14 protein-coding genes are annotated in these 16,730 nt (G+C 44.5%); 12 read left to right on the plus strand and 2 right to left on the minus strand.

Annotation, left to right across the window (positions count from 1 at the left end; translation table 11 throughout):
- Window positions 1-61: 61 nt before the first annotated feature.
- Entirely contained in the window at window positions 62-943 is an 882-nt protein-coding gene (locus tag GC093_RS22745) for a sensor domain-containing diguanylate cyclase (protein WP_171654202.1), read from the minus strand.
- Window positions 944-1,156: 213 nt separating this feature from the next.
- Between GC093_RS22745 and GC093_RS22750 the strand changes: the two genes are divergently transcribed.
- From GC093_RS22750 to GC093_RS22760, 3 genes are all read left to right on the plus strand, one after another.
- Complete coding sequence (locus tag GC093_RS22750) at window positions 1,157-2,203, plus strand: GerMN domain-containing protein (protein WP_171654203.1); 1,047 nt, start codon at window positions 1,157-1,159, stop codon at window positions 2,201-2,203.
- A gap of 202 nt (window positions 2,204-2,405) precedes the next feature.
- The gene (gene rph / locus GC093_RS22755) at window positions 2,406-3,170 is read left to right on the plus strand and encodes a ribonuclease PH (RefSeq protein ID WP_171654204.1); all 765 of its coding nucleotides are present in this window, start codon (window positions 2,406-2,408) and stop codon (window positions 3,168-3,170) included.
- Entirely contained in the window at window positions 3,151-3,792 is a 642-nt protein-coding gene (locus tag GC093_RS22760; RefSeq protein WP_171654205.1) for an XTP/dITP diphosphatase, read from the plus strand. The genes rph and GC093_RS22760 overlap by 20 nt, the downstream gene beginning before the upstream one ends.
- Before the next feature lie 74 nt (window positions 3,793-3,866).
- On the opposite strand, the gene asnB is transcribed toward GC093_RS22760, so the two are convergent.
- On the minus strand, window positions 3,867-5,711 hold the full coding sequence (asnB, locus tag GC093_RS22765) for an asparagine synthase (glutamine-hydrolyzing) (RefSeq protein WP_171654206.1): 1,845 nt from the start codon (window positions 5,709-5,711) through the stop codon (window positions 3,867-3,869).
- A 392-nt stretch (window positions 5,712-6,103) separates the two neighbouring features.
- Between asnB and GC093_RS22770 the strand changes: the two genes are divergently transcribed.
- The 9 genes from GC093_RS22770 to ispG all read left to right on the plus strand — a co-directional run bounded on the left by GC093_RS22770 (window position 6,104) and on the right by ispG (window position 16,691).
- Complete coding sequence (locus tag GC093_RS22770; RefSeq protein ID WP_171654207.1) at window positions 6,104-6,448, plus strand: hypothetical protein; 345 nt, start codon at window positions 6,104-6,106, stop codon at window positions 6,446-6,448.
- A 248-nt stretch (window positions 6,449-6,696) separates the two neighbouring features.
- Window positions 6,697-7,773, plus strand: a complete 1,077-nt coding sequence (locus GC093_RS22775) for an endospore germination permease (protein WP_246315083.1) — start codon at window positions 6,697-6,699, stop codon at window positions 7,771-7,773.
- The gene (locus tag GC093_RS22780) at window positions 7,757-9,226 is read left to right on the plus strand and encodes a spore germination protein (protein ID WP_171654209.1); all 1,470 of its coding nucleotides are present in this window, start codon (window positions 7,757-7,759) and stop codon (window positions 9,224-9,226) included. Before GC093_RS22775 ends, GC093_RS22780 begins: the two co-directional genes overlap by 17 nt.
- On the plus strand, window positions 9,223-10,389 hold the full coding sequence (locus GC093_RS22785) for a Ger(x)C family spore germination protein (protein ID WP_171654210.1): 1,167 nt from the start codon (window positions 9,223-9,225) through the stop codon (window positions 10,387-10,389). Before GC093_RS22780 ends, GC093_RS22785 begins: the two co-directional genes overlap by 4 nt.
- 184 nt (window positions 10,390-10,573) lie before the next feature.
- A complete protein-coding gene (locus tag GC093_RS22790) occupies window positions 10,574-11,491 on the plus strand; it encodes a hypothetical protein (RefSeq protein WP_171654211.1) in 918 nt (305 codons plus the stop codon).
- Window positions 11,492-11,635: 144 nt separating this feature from the next.
- Window positions 11,636-12,919: a trigger factor gene (gene tig / locus GC093_RS22795; RefSeq protein WP_171654212.1), complete on the plus strand. Its 1,284-nt coding sequence runs from the start codon at window positions 11,636-11,638 to the stop codon at window positions 12,917-12,919.
- Window positions 12,920-13,594: 675 nt separating this feature from the next.
- The gene (gene clpP / locus GC093_RS22800) at window positions 13,595-14,188 is read left to right on the plus strand and encodes an ATP-dependent Clp endopeptidase proteolytic subunit ClpP (protein WP_171654213.1); all 594 of its coding nucleotides are present in this window, start codon (window positions 13,595-13,597) and stop codon (window positions 14,186-14,188) included.
- An 11-nt stretch (window positions 14,189-14,199) separates the two neighbouring features.
- Entirely contained in the window at window positions 14,200-15,465 is a 1,266-nt protein-coding gene (gene clpX, locus GC093_RS22805) for an ATP-dependent protease ATP-binding subunit ClpX (protein ID WP_171654214.1), read from the plus strand.
- Between the two features lie 110 nt (window positions 15,466-15,575).
- Window positions 15,576-16,691: a flavodoxin-dependent (E)-4-hydroxy-3-methylbut-2-enyl-diphosphate synthase gene (gene ispG / locus GC093_RS22810; RefSeq protein WP_171654215.1), complete on the plus strand. Its 1,116-nt coding sequence runs from the start codon at window positions 15,576-15,578 to the stop codon at window positions 16,689-16,691.
- Window positions 16,692-16,730: the final 39 nt, after the last annotated feature.

The raw sequence follows: 16,730 nt of genomic DNA on the forward strand, positions 1-16,730 counted from the left end.
TCAATCTATCTCCTCCTGAAGGCTAATATCCGGGAAAGTTCCATAGGGGTTAGAAAGCAGATTAGAGTTCCGAATAGTGTTTACCATGTTTTTTGGCTTGATACATTGCGTTATCTGCCGATTGTATTAAATTTTCTCCACAACCATCTTGAGGATAAAAGGCAGCGCCTATACTGCATGTAATCGAAATCTCATGTTGTCCAATGACAAATCTGTTGTTAAGTGCATTAAGCACACGATGCGCTACCTTATCAAGGTCTTCAGGCACCTCAAACTGCTGCAGTAAAATTACAAATTCATCCCCGCCTAAACGGCTTACGGTATCAGGGTCCCTTACACAATGTAAAAGCCGTGCGGCAACCTTTTGCAGGAGTTCGTCTCCTACAGCATGTCCATAATTATCATTGATTGCTTTGAAGTCATCCAAGTCCAGATAAAAGACAGCGAGCTTGCGCTGGTATCTTTTGGCTAGCAGCATAGATTGGTTGTAACGATCATGGAACAGTCGTCTGTTCGGCAATCCGGTTAAAGAATCATAGTAGGCCATACGGACTAAATTCTCTTCCACGGATTTATAGCGGCTGATATCCCTTGAGATAAGTCCAACCCCGATTGGAGAGCCTTCATCCATAATTAAGCATGCCCTGCCTTCGACCCACAACAGAGTTCCGTTATTTAATTCGTACCTATACTCGAGAGTAAAAGGTTCGTGGTCTTCAATCAATTGATTGAAGTTGTGTAGAAATCGATGTGCATCTTGTTCGTAAATATGGCTGCAGCAGTCCCGTTCTACTAATTCTTCGTGGGGCAATTCCAGCAATCTCTGGAAGGAAGGAGAGCTGTAGGTTATTAATCCATCAAGGCCTGTGGCTAGGATGAAATCCTCGCTATGGTCGATCAACTGCCGAAAAAACTTGTCCTGAACCGTGTAATTGTTATCCATCGCCCTCACCTCTTTAGTTGGGAGTGACTGTGCTTCTAAGTAGTTACATAGATCTATTCTCATTATAGAAATAAGAATAAGGTAAAAGCAATAAGATGTCATTTAATCGTTTAGAATTTCACAAAAATGATTGTCATAAAACTTGTCTCATCCTCGTATAGTTGGATTAAGAGAGAAGGACAAACAATCCATATTTTCAAGGAGGAATCATCTATGAAACCGTACAGATGGATTCGATGGGTGGCAGTGACGGGCATCGTGATGCTGCTTACTTCAGGCTGCTCCATATTAGGAACTAAGGAACATTCGCAATCGATCGATCCTCCGCCAACAGGTGCGGGCGCTGATGCAGGAGCAGTGAAGGCAGTGACTGGCAGCATTATTCAGAATCCCTCATCGATTACTGTCTATGCCAAGGACAATAACGGTTTTATAGCTCCCGTTGGACTGACTGTCGAGAAATCCTTGGAAGTGGCTAAGAAAGCTTTGGAGTCTATGGTGGAGGACGGTGCATCTGCTGGGCAAATGCCAACGGGCTTTACCCCGGTTATTCCAAAAGGCACAATCGTCAAGGGAATCAATATTTTAAAGGACCAGAAGCTTGCCGTTGTGGATTTCTCCAAGTCATTTACAGATTATAACGTACAGGATGAACGGAAAATTTTGGAGGCTATAACTTGGACGCTAACAGGATTCCCATCTGTTGAAAAGGTACAGCTTCGCGTTGAAGGCAAGGCACTTAAAGAAATGCCTCAAGGTGGAACACCGCTCGATGAGCCGCTTACAAGAGCGCTTGGCATCAACATAGAAAAGCCGGAGGGAGTCGAATACGGGCAATCTACACCTGTAACGATTTATTTCCTCGGACAAAATCATGACAATTACAAATATTATGTGCCTGTTACTCGAATGGTTAAACGCACAGATAATATTGCTAAAGCGGTAATAGAGCAGCTTATTGCAGGGCCGGACCAGAAGAAAGGGCTTGCCGCCGTTATGACGCCGGGTTCGGAGCTGAAGAAAATTCAGAAGGCAGAAAACTTAATAACGGTCGATTTCTCTGAAAAAGTGCTAGGTCCTGATAAAAAGGCGCCTGCTGAAGCGTTAAACGCAGTAGTACTCTCGCTTACAGAAAACTCAGGCTCCGCAACGAAAGTACAAATTACAGTTAATGGCGAGGCGAAGGTTACAACCAGTGAGAATCAAAGCTACAGCAAGCCTGTAAGCCGTCCATTGAATATTAACCAAATAAAATTGTGAATTACACATGATTTGAACCAAATAGCACACATTAAAATGTGAATAGATGGATTATCAACAGAGGGAGCCGAGGCTCCCTCTATTTGTTGGAACTTGAAGCGCCGCTCTGGTACAATAGGAAGGTTGAAATTTAGCTTACGATAGTTAGTCCATGCTTACGATGCCGGTTTTGCAGTAGCAAAACCCTTAGGAGGAATTACACATGAGAAAAGACGGGAGACAGGAAAATCAAACCCGTTCTGTTTCGATTACAACTCACTATAGCAAGCATGCCGAGGGCTCGGTATTGATTGAAGTAGGGGACACGAAGGTCATTTGTACGGCAACGGTGGAAGAAAGAGTGCCGCCCTTTATGAAAGGGCAGGGTAAAGGCTGGGTGACAGCGGAGTATTCCATGCTTCCAAGAGCAACCCAGGTTCGCAATCAGAGGGAATCTGCAAAGGGTAAGCTGGGAGGCCGTACCATGGAAATCCAGCGCTTGATTGGACGTGCGCTTCGATCCGTGGTCAGCTTAGAATCATTGGGAGAGCGGTCCATCACATTAGACTGCGATGTTATTCAAGCGGACGGAGGGACACGCACGACGTCTATTACGGGGGCATTTGTAGCGATGTCGATGGCTATTGATACGCTTGTGAAGGAAAAGAAGCTGTCGAAGTATCCGATTACCGATTTTCTTGGCTCCGTTAGTGTTGGAGTGATTAATGAAAAAGCTTGTCTGGATCTTAATTATGATGAGGATTCTAAAGCCAAGGTTGACATGAATGTGGTAATGACAGGCCAGGGTAAATTTGTAGAAGTTCAAGGGACTGGTGAAGATGCTCCGTTTTCCCGCAGTGAGCTGGATGAGCTGTTAGCCTTGGCTGAAACAGGCATTCAAGCTATGATTCGTGAACAGGAGACGGCTTTGGGGCCGGAAATATCTGCCCGGATAAGGAGTGCATCCCATGCTACCGCAAGGGTCTGAGATCGTTGTAGCTACACGAAACGTTGGCAAAGTCAAAGAGCTGGCGTCGATGTTCTTGGAGAAAGGGCTTGTTGTAAAAAGCTTGCGTGATTTCAGTGATATGCCTGATATCGTTGAGGATGGGGTTACTTTTGCTGATAACGCTCTGATTAAAGCCCGTACCATAGCTCAGCTTTTGGGCATTCCTGTCGTTGCAGACGATTCTGGTTTGTGTGTGGACAGATTAAACGGCGAGCCAGGCGTGTTTTCTGCACGGTATGCGGGAGAGCATGCCACGGACGAGCAAAATAACCGCAAGCTGCTGGAGGAACTGACAAAATTAGAGGGGCTTCCGGAGCAGCCATCTGATTCGTTGTCCAAACCGAATTCATTAAGCGCAGCTCAGTTTGTATGTTCGATCTGTTTGGTTGATTCGGCTGGTAATCCAATTGTTCAAGTAGAAGCTAGCTGCGATGGTGAAATTATTGCGGAGGCGCGAGGGGACAATGGTTTTGGTTATGATCCGCTCTTCTACATACCGGATTTTGATAGGACAATGGCTGAGCTTGAATTGGAACAAAAGAATACGATCAGCCATCGAGGGTCTGCCATACGAATGTTATGGAAAGCTATTGAGGTTTAGACGGGAATAGACGAGGAGCCGCGTGTGGCTGTGGCGTTGCCTCGTCTCATTTTTGTCTACCCTCATTAATCAGATCAACGAATCGAAACCTTATAGTGTCTTAACCAAGTATCCACTTGTGCCAAATAGGCGAACAGCTGAGGGCCAGTCATCAGCTGACCGAACCATGGGAGGTTGAATTGGCTAGAATCCCCTTCAGCCAAGCTGCGTATTTTTGCAACATCAATAAATGGCAGCAGAGGGGAGCTTGAATCATTCAGTATGTCCAACACCCATGATCTAACTGCTTTTAAATAGCTCGGGTTATGCGTTTTGGGATAGGGACTCTTTTTGCGAGTGAGTACGTCTTCAGGGAGAACGCCTTGCAGCGCACGGCGCAGGATGCCTTTTTCCCTGTCCCCGGACGTTTTGATCTCCCAAGGAATGTTCCAGACATACTCCACCAGACGGTGGTCGCAGAATGGAACGCGCACTTCGAGACCGACTGCCATACTCATCCGATCCTTACGGTCAAGAAGAGTCGGCATGAAGCGGGTAATGTTAAGGTAAGACATTTCCCTCATTCGGTTTTGACTCTGGTTTTCGCCAGCTAGCCGCGGCACTTCAGAAAGCGCCTGGCTGTAACGCTCCTTAACATACTGTTCAGGCTTTACCCATCGAACGAAATCGGGAGATAACAGATCTACGCGGTCCTTGGTAGCTAATGACCATGGGAAGGTGCCGGCGTTTAAGGCTTCCTCACGGTGAAACCAAGGATAACCTCCGAAGATCTCGTCGGCGGCTTCTCCTGAAATGGCTACAGTGGCATCTTTTTTTATCTCGCGACAGAATAAATATAAGGAGCCATCCACGTCAGCCATTCCGGGAAGGTCACGGGCATAGACGGCTGTTTTGAGTGAGTCGACAAGCTCAGGTGTATCGAATTCGAGGAAATGGTGCTCACTGCCTAGAAACTCGGTCATCCGTTTAATCCAAGGCGCATCGGAATTAGGCTGGAAGGTATTGGCTTTGAAATGTTTGTCATTGTCCACATAATCGATTGAATAAGTGTGAATAGTGCCCGTCTGGTTCTCTTTATAATAATTGGAAGCAAATGTAGTCAAAGCGCTGGAGTCTAGTCCTCCTGACAGCAGCGTGCAAATAGGTACATCTGATGCCAATTGTCGAATTACCGTATCCTTGAGGAGATCGTGAATTCGCTCTGCTGTTGCATCGACATCATCTTCGTGTGGCTTGCTTTCTAGCTTCCAGTAAGCGCGGATGCTCAGGCCATTACGATCCATAACCATGCAGTGGCCAGGCTTTAATTCAGACATATTGCGGTATACTCCATGACCTGGAGTGCGAGCAGGGCCAATGGCGAATATTTCGGCAAGTCCTTCACCACTGATTTGAGCAGGGAAATCAGGATGAGCTAGAATGGCCTTAGGCTCGGAGCCGAATAGAAGTCTACCGTCCTCATATGAATAAAAGAACGGTTTTACGCCGAGTCTATCGCGTACGAGAAATAAGGATTGGTCAATGGAATTCCATATGGCAAAAGCAAAAATGCCATTCAAACGGTCAACGCAGGAACGTCCCCATTCGATAAATGATACAAGCAGCACCTCAGTGTCGCATGTGGTAGTGAATGTATGACCGCGCAATTGGAGTTCTCTTTTTAGCTCGGGGGCGTTATAGAGCTCTCCATTGTAGACGATGGTAAACGTGTTTTCGCCGTATTTGCGAATCATCGGCTGTATACCATTGGCTGGATCCATTACGCAAAGACGTCTGTGTCCAAGCGCGCAATGAGGAGTTATCCAAGTGCCCGAAGCATCAGGACCACGATCTGATAAAGTATCCGTCATATCTTCCAGAATGGACGGATATTGGGTTAAATCCTTTTTCCATTCAATCCATCCCGTTATCCCGCACATAGCTTTCATCCCTTCTTGATGTGTTTAGTCGACAACAATTAAACTTTTCGACAGTGACAGCGTGATTATAAAGGTTATGCATAGGCAAAACAGAAAATGTCTGTCCCGTCAACAGGAAAAGATAGACAAAATGCAAATTAGCGTTTACACTATGCGGTAACGGTTTGTGATGATGACCATATTGGATGAATAGAACAAGAGCGATTATCCCACTCTAAGCAAAGAGAGGCTGGAAGGGATAGAAGCTTTTATAGTAATTTAAATTTTGTGGTTGAACACATTTGAAAATGTTCTTGTCCTGCGATATGCTATGTAGATAGCTGTTGATTAAGGAATAGAATGGGGTCAGTAGCCAGGCCCGAACCAATCAAGATGAAGAGGTGGTCATACGTATGAAAAAAACAAAACTAGCCAAGCAACAAAGTGAATACAAAGAGGCCAAAGAACGCTTTGAAAAAGCGAATGCGGCTTTTCAAAATAAGCTTGCAACCGTCAAGCTGCTAGGAGTCGTTACCCAGGAGAAAGTTGAAGAGCTGGTTGAAGAAACGAGCTTGCACAACGCATTGAATGATCTGGGAGCTGCTGAGAAGTCATTGCTTCTTTGGTCTCATGAAGCTATTCAGAGCGAGAAGGATTACTTGCAAAACAAAGATGCTGTCGATAAAATGTATGCCTTCATCGATCAAGATCCAAACATCAAAGCCAAATTAATACAAGCGGCCATGAAAATCAATTAATAGAATATTAATTGTAATTCGAGCAGCGGTGGGATATTTCCCACCGCTGTTTTTTTTGACCTATTTGAATGGTTAATTTTAACATGAACAACTTGCCCTCCAATTGAGTAGTGGAAGGACAAGGATTCGTTATTTCCTAAGAAGGATTTTTTATTTGGTTTAGGGCAACCTAATTTGGAAATATGCGTGAGATAGACACGAAAAATCTGTTCCGAAAAAAGGTGAGGTCTTTGTCCAGATCTATTAACATGGTTCAAGCATCGATGATTGTACTATGCTCGGTAGGATTGTTGAATCATGTCATCATCATTCCTATATTGCTGGATGTAGCGGACCGGGACGCTTGGCTTTCAGCTGTAGTTGCTTTTATTCCTTTCATACTGTGGGTATTTCTCCTTCGGTGGATTGTGAAGCGAAGCGGCCAACAGCCATTGTTTGAATGGATAGAATCAGTAGCGGGAAAAGGAATTGCTAACATACATAAGCTTATATTCAGTATTTTATTGCTGTTGATTGCTGCTATTACTATAAAAGATACGGTAACATGGGCAGTTGCGTCTTACTTGCCCGAGACACCGATGTTTGCATTGACTTTACTGCTCGTCTCCCTATGTTACTTTGCGGCACGCTCAGGAATCATCTGCATTGCTATTATGAGCGGCATCTTACTTCCGGTAATTGTGCTATTAGGTTACTTTGTAATGACCGCGAATCTTGTCAACAAGGATTACACCAGACTGTTCCCTGTTTTGGAGTTTGGGATGGGGCCGCTGCTCGGAGGCATCATACATGTCGGAGCCGGATTTGCGGAGCTAATGTTGCTGCTGCTTTTTCAGCATCATATCGGCACCCGAATCAAATGGTGGCATCTGGCCTTACTTGCGTTGTTGATTACAGGCTTAACATTGGGACCAACTACTGGTTCCATAGCGGAGTTCGGACCTGTAGAATCTGCTAAGCACCGGTATCCGGCATTTGAACAATGGAAACTGGTTATCGTACAAAGATTCATCGAGCGGGTTGATTTCTTTTCTATTTATCAGTGGTTTGCGGGAGCATTCGTACGAGTCTCTGTTGCTATGTTTTTATTGACCGAATTAAGTCCTTTCAAAGGCAAGAAAAGTAAGCCAATCTTTCTCGTTGTATTGTCTGTTCTGTTGGTGCTCATTATGCTGCTTCCCATCAGTGATATTCAATTTTACGATTGGCTTAAATACAGTTATTTACCGGGTACCCTGGTATGCTACCTTTTTCTTACTTTGAGTTTATTAATCGTAGCGTTCTTTTCCAAAAAAGGAGGGAGTTTACGTGACAAGATGGGATGAGGGAATTCTTCGCGACATGTTCGAACGCTGTGATGATGTTAAATTTATTGAAATCATGGATTCATCAGCAACAGAGAAACGCAAGAGTTTACTACTAATCTATTGTGAAGGGTTATGCGACACTAAAGCACTTCAGGACACCTTGCTGCCAAGACTACAGGCTATTCTGAAAACCGATGTTGTAAGTATGGAAAATGATGGTTCAGATTGGCAGAACATGTTGAAATCAACTTTTTCAGCAGACGCTTCGGATCAAGATGTGATGGATGAGTTATTCAAAGGAAATCTCCTTGTATTAGAGATAACTAACGGTAAGCTGAATTATGTTGAAATGGCTAATCGCCCAGAACGTAAACCTGAGGATTCGAGCTCAGAAATGACAATCAATGGGCCGCGGGATAGTTTTATAGAAAATTTAAGCGTCAACATAGCTCTTATTCGCAAACGGCTTCGCAGCAATACTTTGTGTGTGGAGAAATATACTCTTGGCAGTCGCAGCCGAACCGAGATTGGTCTTTTGTACTTGAGTGATGTATTGGTGGAAGCAACCGAAAACGAAATAAAGGAAAAATTGAGAAATATCGAGATCGAATCGGTATTAGGCCAAGAGGAATTGAAGGTGTTGTTGACCCGAACAAAGGGCGAATTTTTTCCGTTAATGAATTTAACGACTCGTCCCGACATGGTGGCTGACAGTCTTATTAAAGGACGATTTGTGATCATGATGGACGGCAACCCAACCGTGCTCATAGCACCGGTTAATATCTCATACGCAATGACCGTTGGCGAGGATATACATACTCCTTTACCTTTGGTATATATAGAAATGGTTATGAGACGAGTGGGGCTTTTAATTACGCTGTTGATGCCCGGCTTTTGGGTTGCTCTCACTTCCTATCATCAGGACCAAATTCCATTCCCCCTGCTCGCAACTATCGCGGTAGCCACCGAAGGAACGCCGCTTTCCGGACCGATGGAAATATTATTGATGACGCTCTTGTTCCAATTTTTTTTGGAAGCGGGCAGTCGGTTGCCTTCAGCATTAGGACCTTCCGTATCTGTCGTTGGAGGCTTGATTATCGGTGATGCGGTCATTAAAGCTGGACTGACCTCGCCTGCCACGTTAGTTGTCGCTGCTGTCAGTGCAACAGCCCAATTTACGCTGGTTGGGGGAATGTTCGGCATCAGTGTTGGACTTCTGAGAATATATATATTCCTATTTGCTTCTTTTTTTGGATTGTTTGGATTTTTTACGGCCGTATTTTCTATATTGATTTATATGTCCAATTTAAAGTCTTTTGGCGTTCCTTACCTGGCACCTTATTCCCCAGTTAATTGGAGGGATTTATGGTTTGTATTGTCTCAGCACCCCCGCGGCAGACGCCAAACCAAGCCTGAGCTGCTAACTCCCCAGAAGGACCATACAGGACGCAGAGGAGGGCAAGCGCAATGAAGCGAGCTTTGCTTCTTGCGGCCATGCTAAGCTTAACCTCACTCTTTCTAGGCGGGTGCTGGAATGCATCGGATATTGATAATTTGGATTATGTGAATGCTATCGGGATTGATTATTCCAACGAGAAGAAAGAATTTACCGTCTATTTACAGCTTCTTAGCTTCGAAAAGGTTGCAAAATCAGATGTAGGGACCAAAAGTGCCTCAACACCAGCTTGGATCGGTATCGGTAAGGGCAAAACTTATGTGGATGCAGTCGGGAATATTTCTTTAGAGTCTGAAAAGCGTTTGTATTGGGGGCATGTTACATCATTAGTTATGGGAGAAGGTTTGCTCAATAAAGGAGATATTACGGATGTGCTGCAAACTTTTTTTAGATTCTATGAGCTTCGATATACGATGTGGGTCTATGGAACACGCAGCAAGCTGGACGAGCTTTTTACCGCAACCCCTAACTTTGAACAATCCCGATTGAATATGCTGATTCATAAACCTACGGACAATTACAAGCAGCGCTCTTATATAGCCCCCATGCGTCTCAATGATTTTATTGCCACGTATTATGAGCCTGCCCAAACACTGCTGCTACCCGCTGTTTCCATCAGTAAAGAGGTTTGGCGTAAAAACAATGAACCATTGGACTCTATGCGCTTTGAAGGCATTTTCCCTTTTAGACGAAATAAAAGTGAAGGCTTTATACCTATGGAGCAGGTCAAAGGGCTTAGATGGGTTGAGAAAAAAACGAACAGGGCACCGGTTTCGGTAACTGAAAAGGGAAAGCAAGTTGCTAATCTGCGGATGAGGAACCCCCATTACTCAGTTAAGATCAGGGAGGAAAACAATAAGCCTGTGTTTGATCTTCATGTAAAGGTGAATGGTGCTATCACGGATTTGAACGAGCAGGTCTCTGAGCAAACTCTATGCAAACAGGTTGAAAAAATAATCGAAAAGGAAATTCGGGACACCTACGAAAGTGGACTCAAGCTGAAAGCAGACCTGCTTGAACTTCAAAAGCATCTATACATTCGAGGCGCGCAGCGGTTTCGACAATACGATATTGATAACAATCAATTCGTTTTGGAGCCAAGCTCCTTGGGTGATGTGAAGGTAAAAGTAGAGATAACATCAGCAGGTAAGTATACATATCGTATGTACAAGGATTAAGCTGAACAATAACAACTCCACATAGGAGAATAGTGCTGGTTTTGCTTTCCGGCTTCGAATCGGGTACACTGCTTTCAAAGAGCAAGCTTATGATTAGCATGTAAATTTCGCTTAAGCGAAACTCAGCAAATGCTTATGAAGTCAGTTTCGCTGAAGCGAAACTCTTGGGGGAGGCGGTGAGCGTTTGACCGAGAAGCCGAACGATAATGTCATTCTTTTTCCTAAAACTGTTGAATACTATCAATTTGAGCTAACACGAATGCTAGAAACCGAACGTTATGGCGAAGCCATCCGAATGCTGGAGTTTTTGCTTACCTGTCATAATCAAGACGAGAGGATTCAAGATGAGTGGCTCGCGCTGCTGCAGTGGCTGCAAACGATGTTTCCTGATCAAGTATTTCCTTCCCTGGATAGCGATGAGGGAGAGGAATTGTCTGAAGCTGATATGTTTCGGCAGCATTTGGCAGTGAAGGAGCGGGCTGACAGCGGCTACGCACAGAGGCTTTTGGAGCTGCTAGAGCATCCCCAATCTGTCGAAAACTTATTGCTGGCGCTTGATCAATTAGCCTTTCTGGAGCATCCTGAAATCAATGAGAAGCTAAGTGAATGGGTAACTAAGCAGGAACAACATCCAATAATCCAGTATAAAGTTCTCCAAACACTCAAGCTTCGCGGAGTGACAGGACCGCTGAAATTGTCGAAGCAGGGGGAGACGATTGTTGTTGATGTTGAGGACACTCCTGTTACTTTTGGTGATTTTCCGGATCCTATCGGCGAAATTATTGAGCGCATACAGGACATGAGCCAAATGACTCAGCCAGCATTAGCTTATTTTGCTCAAGAAACATGGAATGAATTTCTAGCTTATATTTATGGTACAGCACAATATCGGCAGATGCTCCGACAGGATAAGGCTTGTGTGGATGTTTGGGCTGCTGCGTTTCATTTCGTACTGCTTGAGAAAGTGTTCAACAGCGGGAATAAGGAAGAAATCCTTGACCTGTATGGTATTACGAACGAGCTTGTCTTCCAGTGGGAGCAAGCCTATAGGGTCATGCAGTCGTTTGCTTCTTCTACGTTTTCACGAAGTCAGGGAGAGTGAATATATTTCCTTTTCCTTCACTTGAAAACGAAAAAGGGTATGTTATAATAGAATGGTTATATTGACGATTTGGGATAACATAACCTCCCAATATGGTCAGGACGTGAAAAAGTTATGGATAATTTTTGGAGGGGAAAGCATAAAATGAAAGCAAGCTGGGAAAAAATAGAGAAGAACGTTGGCGTTCTTGAAATCGAAGTTGAAGCGGAGCAAGTAGCAGTAGCTCTGGACAAAGCGTTTAAAAAGGTAGTTCAAAAGGTAAACGTACCAGGATTCCGTAAAGGAAAAGTACCTCGTTCCATTTTTGAATCGAAATTTGGCGTTGAAAGTTTGTATCAAGATGCTCTTGATATCGTTGTTCCTGAAGCTTACACAGAAGCAGTTGGAGAAACTGGAATTCACCCGGTTGACCGTCCTGAAGTTGATGTAGAGCAATTTGGTAAAGGTCAAGTCTTGAAATTCAAAGCTAAGGTTATTGTTAAGCCTGAAGTTGAACTGGGCGAGTACAAGGGCATTGAGCTTGAGTCGAAAGAAGCAGCTGTTACTGAAGAGGAAATCAATGAAGAGCTTGATAAATTGCAAAAACGTCATGCAGAACTTGTTCCTATCGAAGAAGGTTCTGTAGAAAATGGTGACACAGTATCCATCGATTTCGAAGGATTCGTGGATGGCGTTGCTTTTGAAGGCGGCCAAGCAGAGAAGTATTCTCTTGAAATCGGATCAGGCAGCTTTATCCCTGGGTTCGAAGAGCAAGTGGTAGGTTTGAACAAAGGCGAAGACAAGGATATTACAGTGAGCTTCCCTGAGAACTACCATTCCGAGGATTTGAAAGGCAAAGAAGCTGTATTCAAAATCCATCTGCATGACATCAAACGCAAAAACCTTCCAGTTCTTGACGACGAGTTTGCTAAAGACGTAAGCGAGTTTGAAACATTGGAAGAGTTCAAAAGCGATTTGAGCAAAAACTTGCAGACTCGCAAAGAATCCGAGCTTCAACGTAACAAAGAAGCAGAAGTGGTTGAAAAAGCTGCTGCAGCAGCAGTAATTGATATCCCAGAAGTAATGATCGATAACGAAACTGCACAAATGGTTAAGGAATTCGAGAATCGCTTAAGCTCTCAAGGGATGAATCTTGAAATGTACTTCCAGTTTACAGGTCAAAGCGAAGAGCTGTTGAAAGACCAAATGCGCGGCGATGCTGACAAGCGCGTTCGTAATAACTTGGTTCTTGAAGCGATTGCTAAAGCTGAAGGCATCGATGCATCCGAAGAGGAGATCAATGCTGAATTGGAAAACATGTCTAAGATGTACCAACGTCCTGCTGATGAGCTTCGTGCTATCTTGAGCGCTAACGGCAACTTGGGCGACTTGACTCATGACCTTATTGTTAAGAAAACGGTTGACTTCTTGCTTGAAAACAGCAAGTAATATAGTGAAAGGGCACGTGCTTATACGTGCCCTTCTCTGTAGCTATAGAAGTCACCCCTAAATCGGGAATCACCCCTAAATCCCCTTATAGGGGACCCCGGAGGTTTCGCCCCCTGGACCACGATTAAAATACATATGTGTAGGATTCAATTTGGTGCAGGTACTCGCATCCGTCTGAATGCGGGTCTAACTCTCCGAGTGACCTGGCATTCAGACACGCTTAACCTGCGTGCTGGAGCTCGCTTATCGTCTGACGAGGCTCCCCTAATAATGGGAAGCTAATGTCAGACACGCTTTACGGTTTCGATAGACCGCAAACCAGAAGCGTGTCCTGGCCTCAACCGTAGGTCGGGCCGGGACGGACGCGGTTCCACAACATAACGTTTCATCGAAGTACATAGGCGTGGGTGGTTTGAACTCGGCCACAAACGTAAAGCGTTTCTTGGCCTCAACTGTAAGTTGGGCCAAGATAGACGCGGTCTCATCACAAATATTCATCGAAGTACATAGGCTTGGGTTTAGAACGCCCTTAAGCGGGTCCTGGGGCGCAGCCCTTGGGGTCCCCCTTAGAGAAGGGGGAATTAGAGGGGGGTGACATCCCTTCGATTCGCGAAAAAAAAACAAACATGATACAATGAATTTCGTAGTACATTTTGGAGCAAAGGGGTTGGAACAATGGGTCTGATACCTATGGTTGTTGAGCAGGAAGGACGCGGGGAGCGTTCGTACGATATTTATTCCCGCCTCTTGAAGGACAGAATTATCTTTATCGGTACTGGCATTGACGATGATGTTGCCAACCTCGTTATTGCGCAGTTGCTCTTTTTGTCTGCGCAAGATGCAGAGAAGGATATTCATCTATACATCAATTCACCGGGTGGTTCAGTGACTGCCGGAATGGGTATATACGATACTATGCAGTTCATCAAGCCTGACGTTTCAACGATTTGTGTCGGTATGGCAGCTAGTATGGGTTCGTTGTTGTTGACAGCTGGAGCCAAGGGGAAACGCTTTTCATTGCCTAACAGCGAGGTGATGATTCATCAGCCGCTGGGTGGAGTTAGAGGTCAGGCATCGGATATTAAAATCCATGCGGAGTGGATTATCAAGACAAAGAATAAACTAAACCAGATCTATGTGGAACGTACGGGTCAACCGCTTGAGAAAATTGAGCGCGACACGGATCGTGACAACTTTATGAGTGCACAAGAAGCCAAAGAATATGGGCTTATTGATGCAGTTATCACTCGTAATGAATTGAATGGATAAGGAGTGATCCCATGTTTAAATTTAACGATGAAAAAGGTCAACTCAAATGCTCCTTTTGCGGCAAATCGCAAGAACAAGTTCGTAAGCTGGTTGCCGGACCAGGTGTATATATTTGTGATGAGTGTATAGAGCTTTGTACAGAAATCGTTGAGGAAGAGTTGGGTCACGAAGAAGAACTCGATCTCAAGGACGTTCCTAAACCGAAGGAGATCCGCAATATTTTGGATCAGTACGTCATTGGTCAGGATCAAGCCAAAAAGTCGCTTTCCGTAGCGGTTTACAATCACTACAAGCGGATTAATTCACAGCAAACTAAGCTTGAGGATGTTGAGCTTCAAAAGAGTAACATTGTCCTTCTCGGTCCTACCGGAAGTGGCAAAACTTTACTCGCTCAGACGCTAGCCAAAATTTTGAATGTTCCGTTCGCAATCGCGGATGCCACTTCTTTGACTGAAGCAGGTTATGTGGGTGAGGATGTAGAAAACATTCTGCTCAAGCTGATTCAAGCTGCGGATTATGACGTTGAGAAGGCTGAACGTGGTATTATCTACATCGATGAAATTGATAAAGTAGCACGTAAATCAGAAAATCCATCTATTACTCGCGATGTTTCTGGTGAAGGTGTACAGCAAGCCCTTTTGAAAATTTTGGAGGGTACTGTTGCTTCCGTTCCACCGCAAGGCGGACGTAAACACCCGCATCAAGAGTTTATTCAAATCGATACTACCAACATTTTGTTTATTTGCGGCGGCGCATTTGATGGGCTGGAGCAAATTATCAAACGTAGAATCGGGAAGAAAGTCATTGGTTTCGGTACCGATGGTTTGAAAGCTGATCTAAAACCAGGTGAGTACTTGACTATGGTGCTGCCTGAAGATCTGCTAAGATTTGGGTTAATTCCTGAGTTTGTAGGACGTTTGCCTGTTATTTCGACTTTGGAACCGTTGGATGAAGCAGCTTTGGTACGGATTTTGACAGAACCGAAGAATGCTTTGGTCAAACAATACCAAAAAATGCTTGAAATGGATAATGTTACGCTTGAGTTCAACCAGGAAGCTTTGGATGAAATTGCTCGTGAGGCCATCAAACGTAATACGGGTGCCCGTGGCTTGCGTGCTATCATTGAAAGCATCATGCTAGAAGTGATGTACGAAGCACCGTCTCGTACGGAGGTTTCTAATTGTGTGGTGACTAAGGAAGCTGTTCAAGCAAAGACTGCTCCTGAAATCACAACTAAGGATGAGAAGTCCGTGAAGAAAAAAGAAGAGAGCGCTTAAGCGTTCGCTTTTGAATAAACTAAACCATAACAACCTCCAATCCAATATTAAGCCCACTGGGCTTTATGACGGAGCGGAGGATGTTTGGTATTATGGGAGAGAGTGAAACTATGTTTCATAGAACGGAGACTATTCCAGTTAAAGTTGGAGATCTGACGATAGGCGGCAGTAACGAGGTTATCATGCAAAGCATGTGCACTACAAAAACTGCGGATGTAAAATCAACAGTTGCGGAAATTCACCGTTTGCAAGACGCAGGCTGCCAAATCGTTCGTGTTACCGTCAACAATAAGGAAGCTGCTGAAGCTATTAAGGATATTAAGAAGCAGATCAGCATACCGTTAGTAGCTGATATTCACTTCGATCACAGGCTAGCCCTTCAGGCAATAGAAAATGGCATAGATAAGGTCCGGATCAATCCCGGCAATATCGGTCGTCGTGAGAAGGTAGAGGCCGTTGTGAAAGCTTGCAAGGAACGCGGCATTCCGATTCGTATTGGTGTTAATGCAGGGTCACTTGAGAATCATTTGCTGGAGAAGTATGGGTACCCAACACCTGAGGCGATGGTGGAAAGTGCACTTTTTCATATTAATATATTAGAAGAGCTTGATTTCCGTGACATTATTGTTTCATTGAAAGCATCCGATGTACCTATGGCTATTGCTGCTTATTCCCAAGCTGCGGCGGCGTTCCGATATCCGCTGCACCTAGGAATTACTGAAGCAGGTACTCTTTTCACAGGTTCAGTAAAAAGCTCAGCCGGTATAGGCGCGTTGTTAAGCATGGGGCTGGGATCGACGTTACGAATTTCCTTGAGTGCTGACCCAGTTGAGGAAATTAAGGTTGCACGAGAGCTTCTAAAAACATTTGGACTTATTACTAATGCTGCTACACTAGTTTCTTGCCCTACATGTGGACGACTAGATATCGATTTATTTTCCATTGCCAATGAGGTTGAGGAGTATATATCCAAAATAAAAGTGCCTATTAAAGTATCGGTATTAGGTTGCGCGGTTAACGGTCCTGGAGAAGCAAGAGAAGCGGATATCGGTATTGCTGGAGCTCGAGGCGAAGGTATGCTGTTTCGCTATGGAGAAATGATCCGTAAAGTACCGGAAGCTGATTTGCTAAGCGAATTGAAGAAAGAAATTGATGTCATTGTGGAGCATTTTACACGCACCGGTGAAATTCCTGGAAGAAAACATCATGCACCGCAACAAGCGTAAATAGATGGTAAGTATAACTAAGGAAGCAGCGTCTACCCA

Source organism: Paenibacillus foliorum, from assembly GCF_013141765.1.
GTDB lineage: Bacteria > Bacillota > Bacilli > Paenibacillales > NBRC-103111 > Paenibacillus_S > Paenibacillus_S foliorum.

What these genes read in the sequence shown, in the direction of transcription:
- GC093_RS22745 (WP_171654202.1), bottom strand. Translation starts at nt 943, where the DNA reads ATGGATAACAATTACACGGTTCAGGACAAGTTTTTTCGGCAGTTGATC.
- rph (WP_171654204.1), top strand. Translation starts at nt 2,406, where the DNA reads ATGAGAAAAGACGGGAGACAGGAAAATCAAACCCGTTCTGTTTCGATT.
- GC093_RS22785 (WP_171654210.1), top strand. Translation starts at nt 9,223, where the DNA reads ATGAAGCGAGCTTTGCTTCTTGCGGCCATGCTAAGCTTAACCTCACTC.
- GC093_RS22775 (WP_246315083.1), top strand. Translation starts at nt 6,697, where the DNA reads ATGGTTCAAGCATCGATGATTGTACTATGCTCGGTAGGATTGTTGAAT.
- tig (WP_171654212.1), top strand. Translation starts at nt 11,636, where the DNA reads ATGAAAGCAAGCTGGGAAAAAATAGAGAAGAACGTTGGCGTTCTTGAA.
- GC093_RS22750 (WP_171654203.1), top strand. Translation starts at nt 1,157, where the DNA reads ATGAAACCGTACAGATGGATTCGATGGGTGGCAGTGACGGGCATCGTG.
- ispG (WP_171654215.1), top strand. Translation starts at nt 15,576, where the DNA reads ATGTTTCATAGAACGGAGACTATTCCAGTTAAAGTTGGAGATCTGACG.
- clpP (WP_171654213.1), top strand. Translation starts at nt 13,595, where the DNA reads ATGGGTCTGATACCTATGGTTGTTGAGCAGGAAGGACGCGGGGAGCGT.
- GC093_RS22760 (WP_171654205.1), top strand. Translation starts at nt 3,151, where the DNA reads ATGCTACCGCAAGGGTCTGAGATCGTTGTAGCTACACGAAACGTTGGC.
- GC093_RS22770 (WP_171654207.1), top strand. Translation starts at nt 6,104, where the DNA reads ATGAAAAAAACAAAACTAGCCAAGCAACAAAGTGAATACAAAGAGGCC.
- clpX (WP_171654214.1), top strand. Translation starts at nt 14,200, where the DNA reads ATGTTTAAATTTAACGATGAAAAAGGTCAACTCAAATGCTCCTTTTGC.
- asnB (WP_171654206.1), bottom strand. Translation starts at nt 5,711, where the DNA reads ATGTGCGGGATAACGGGATGGATTGAATGGAAAAAGGATTTAACCCAA.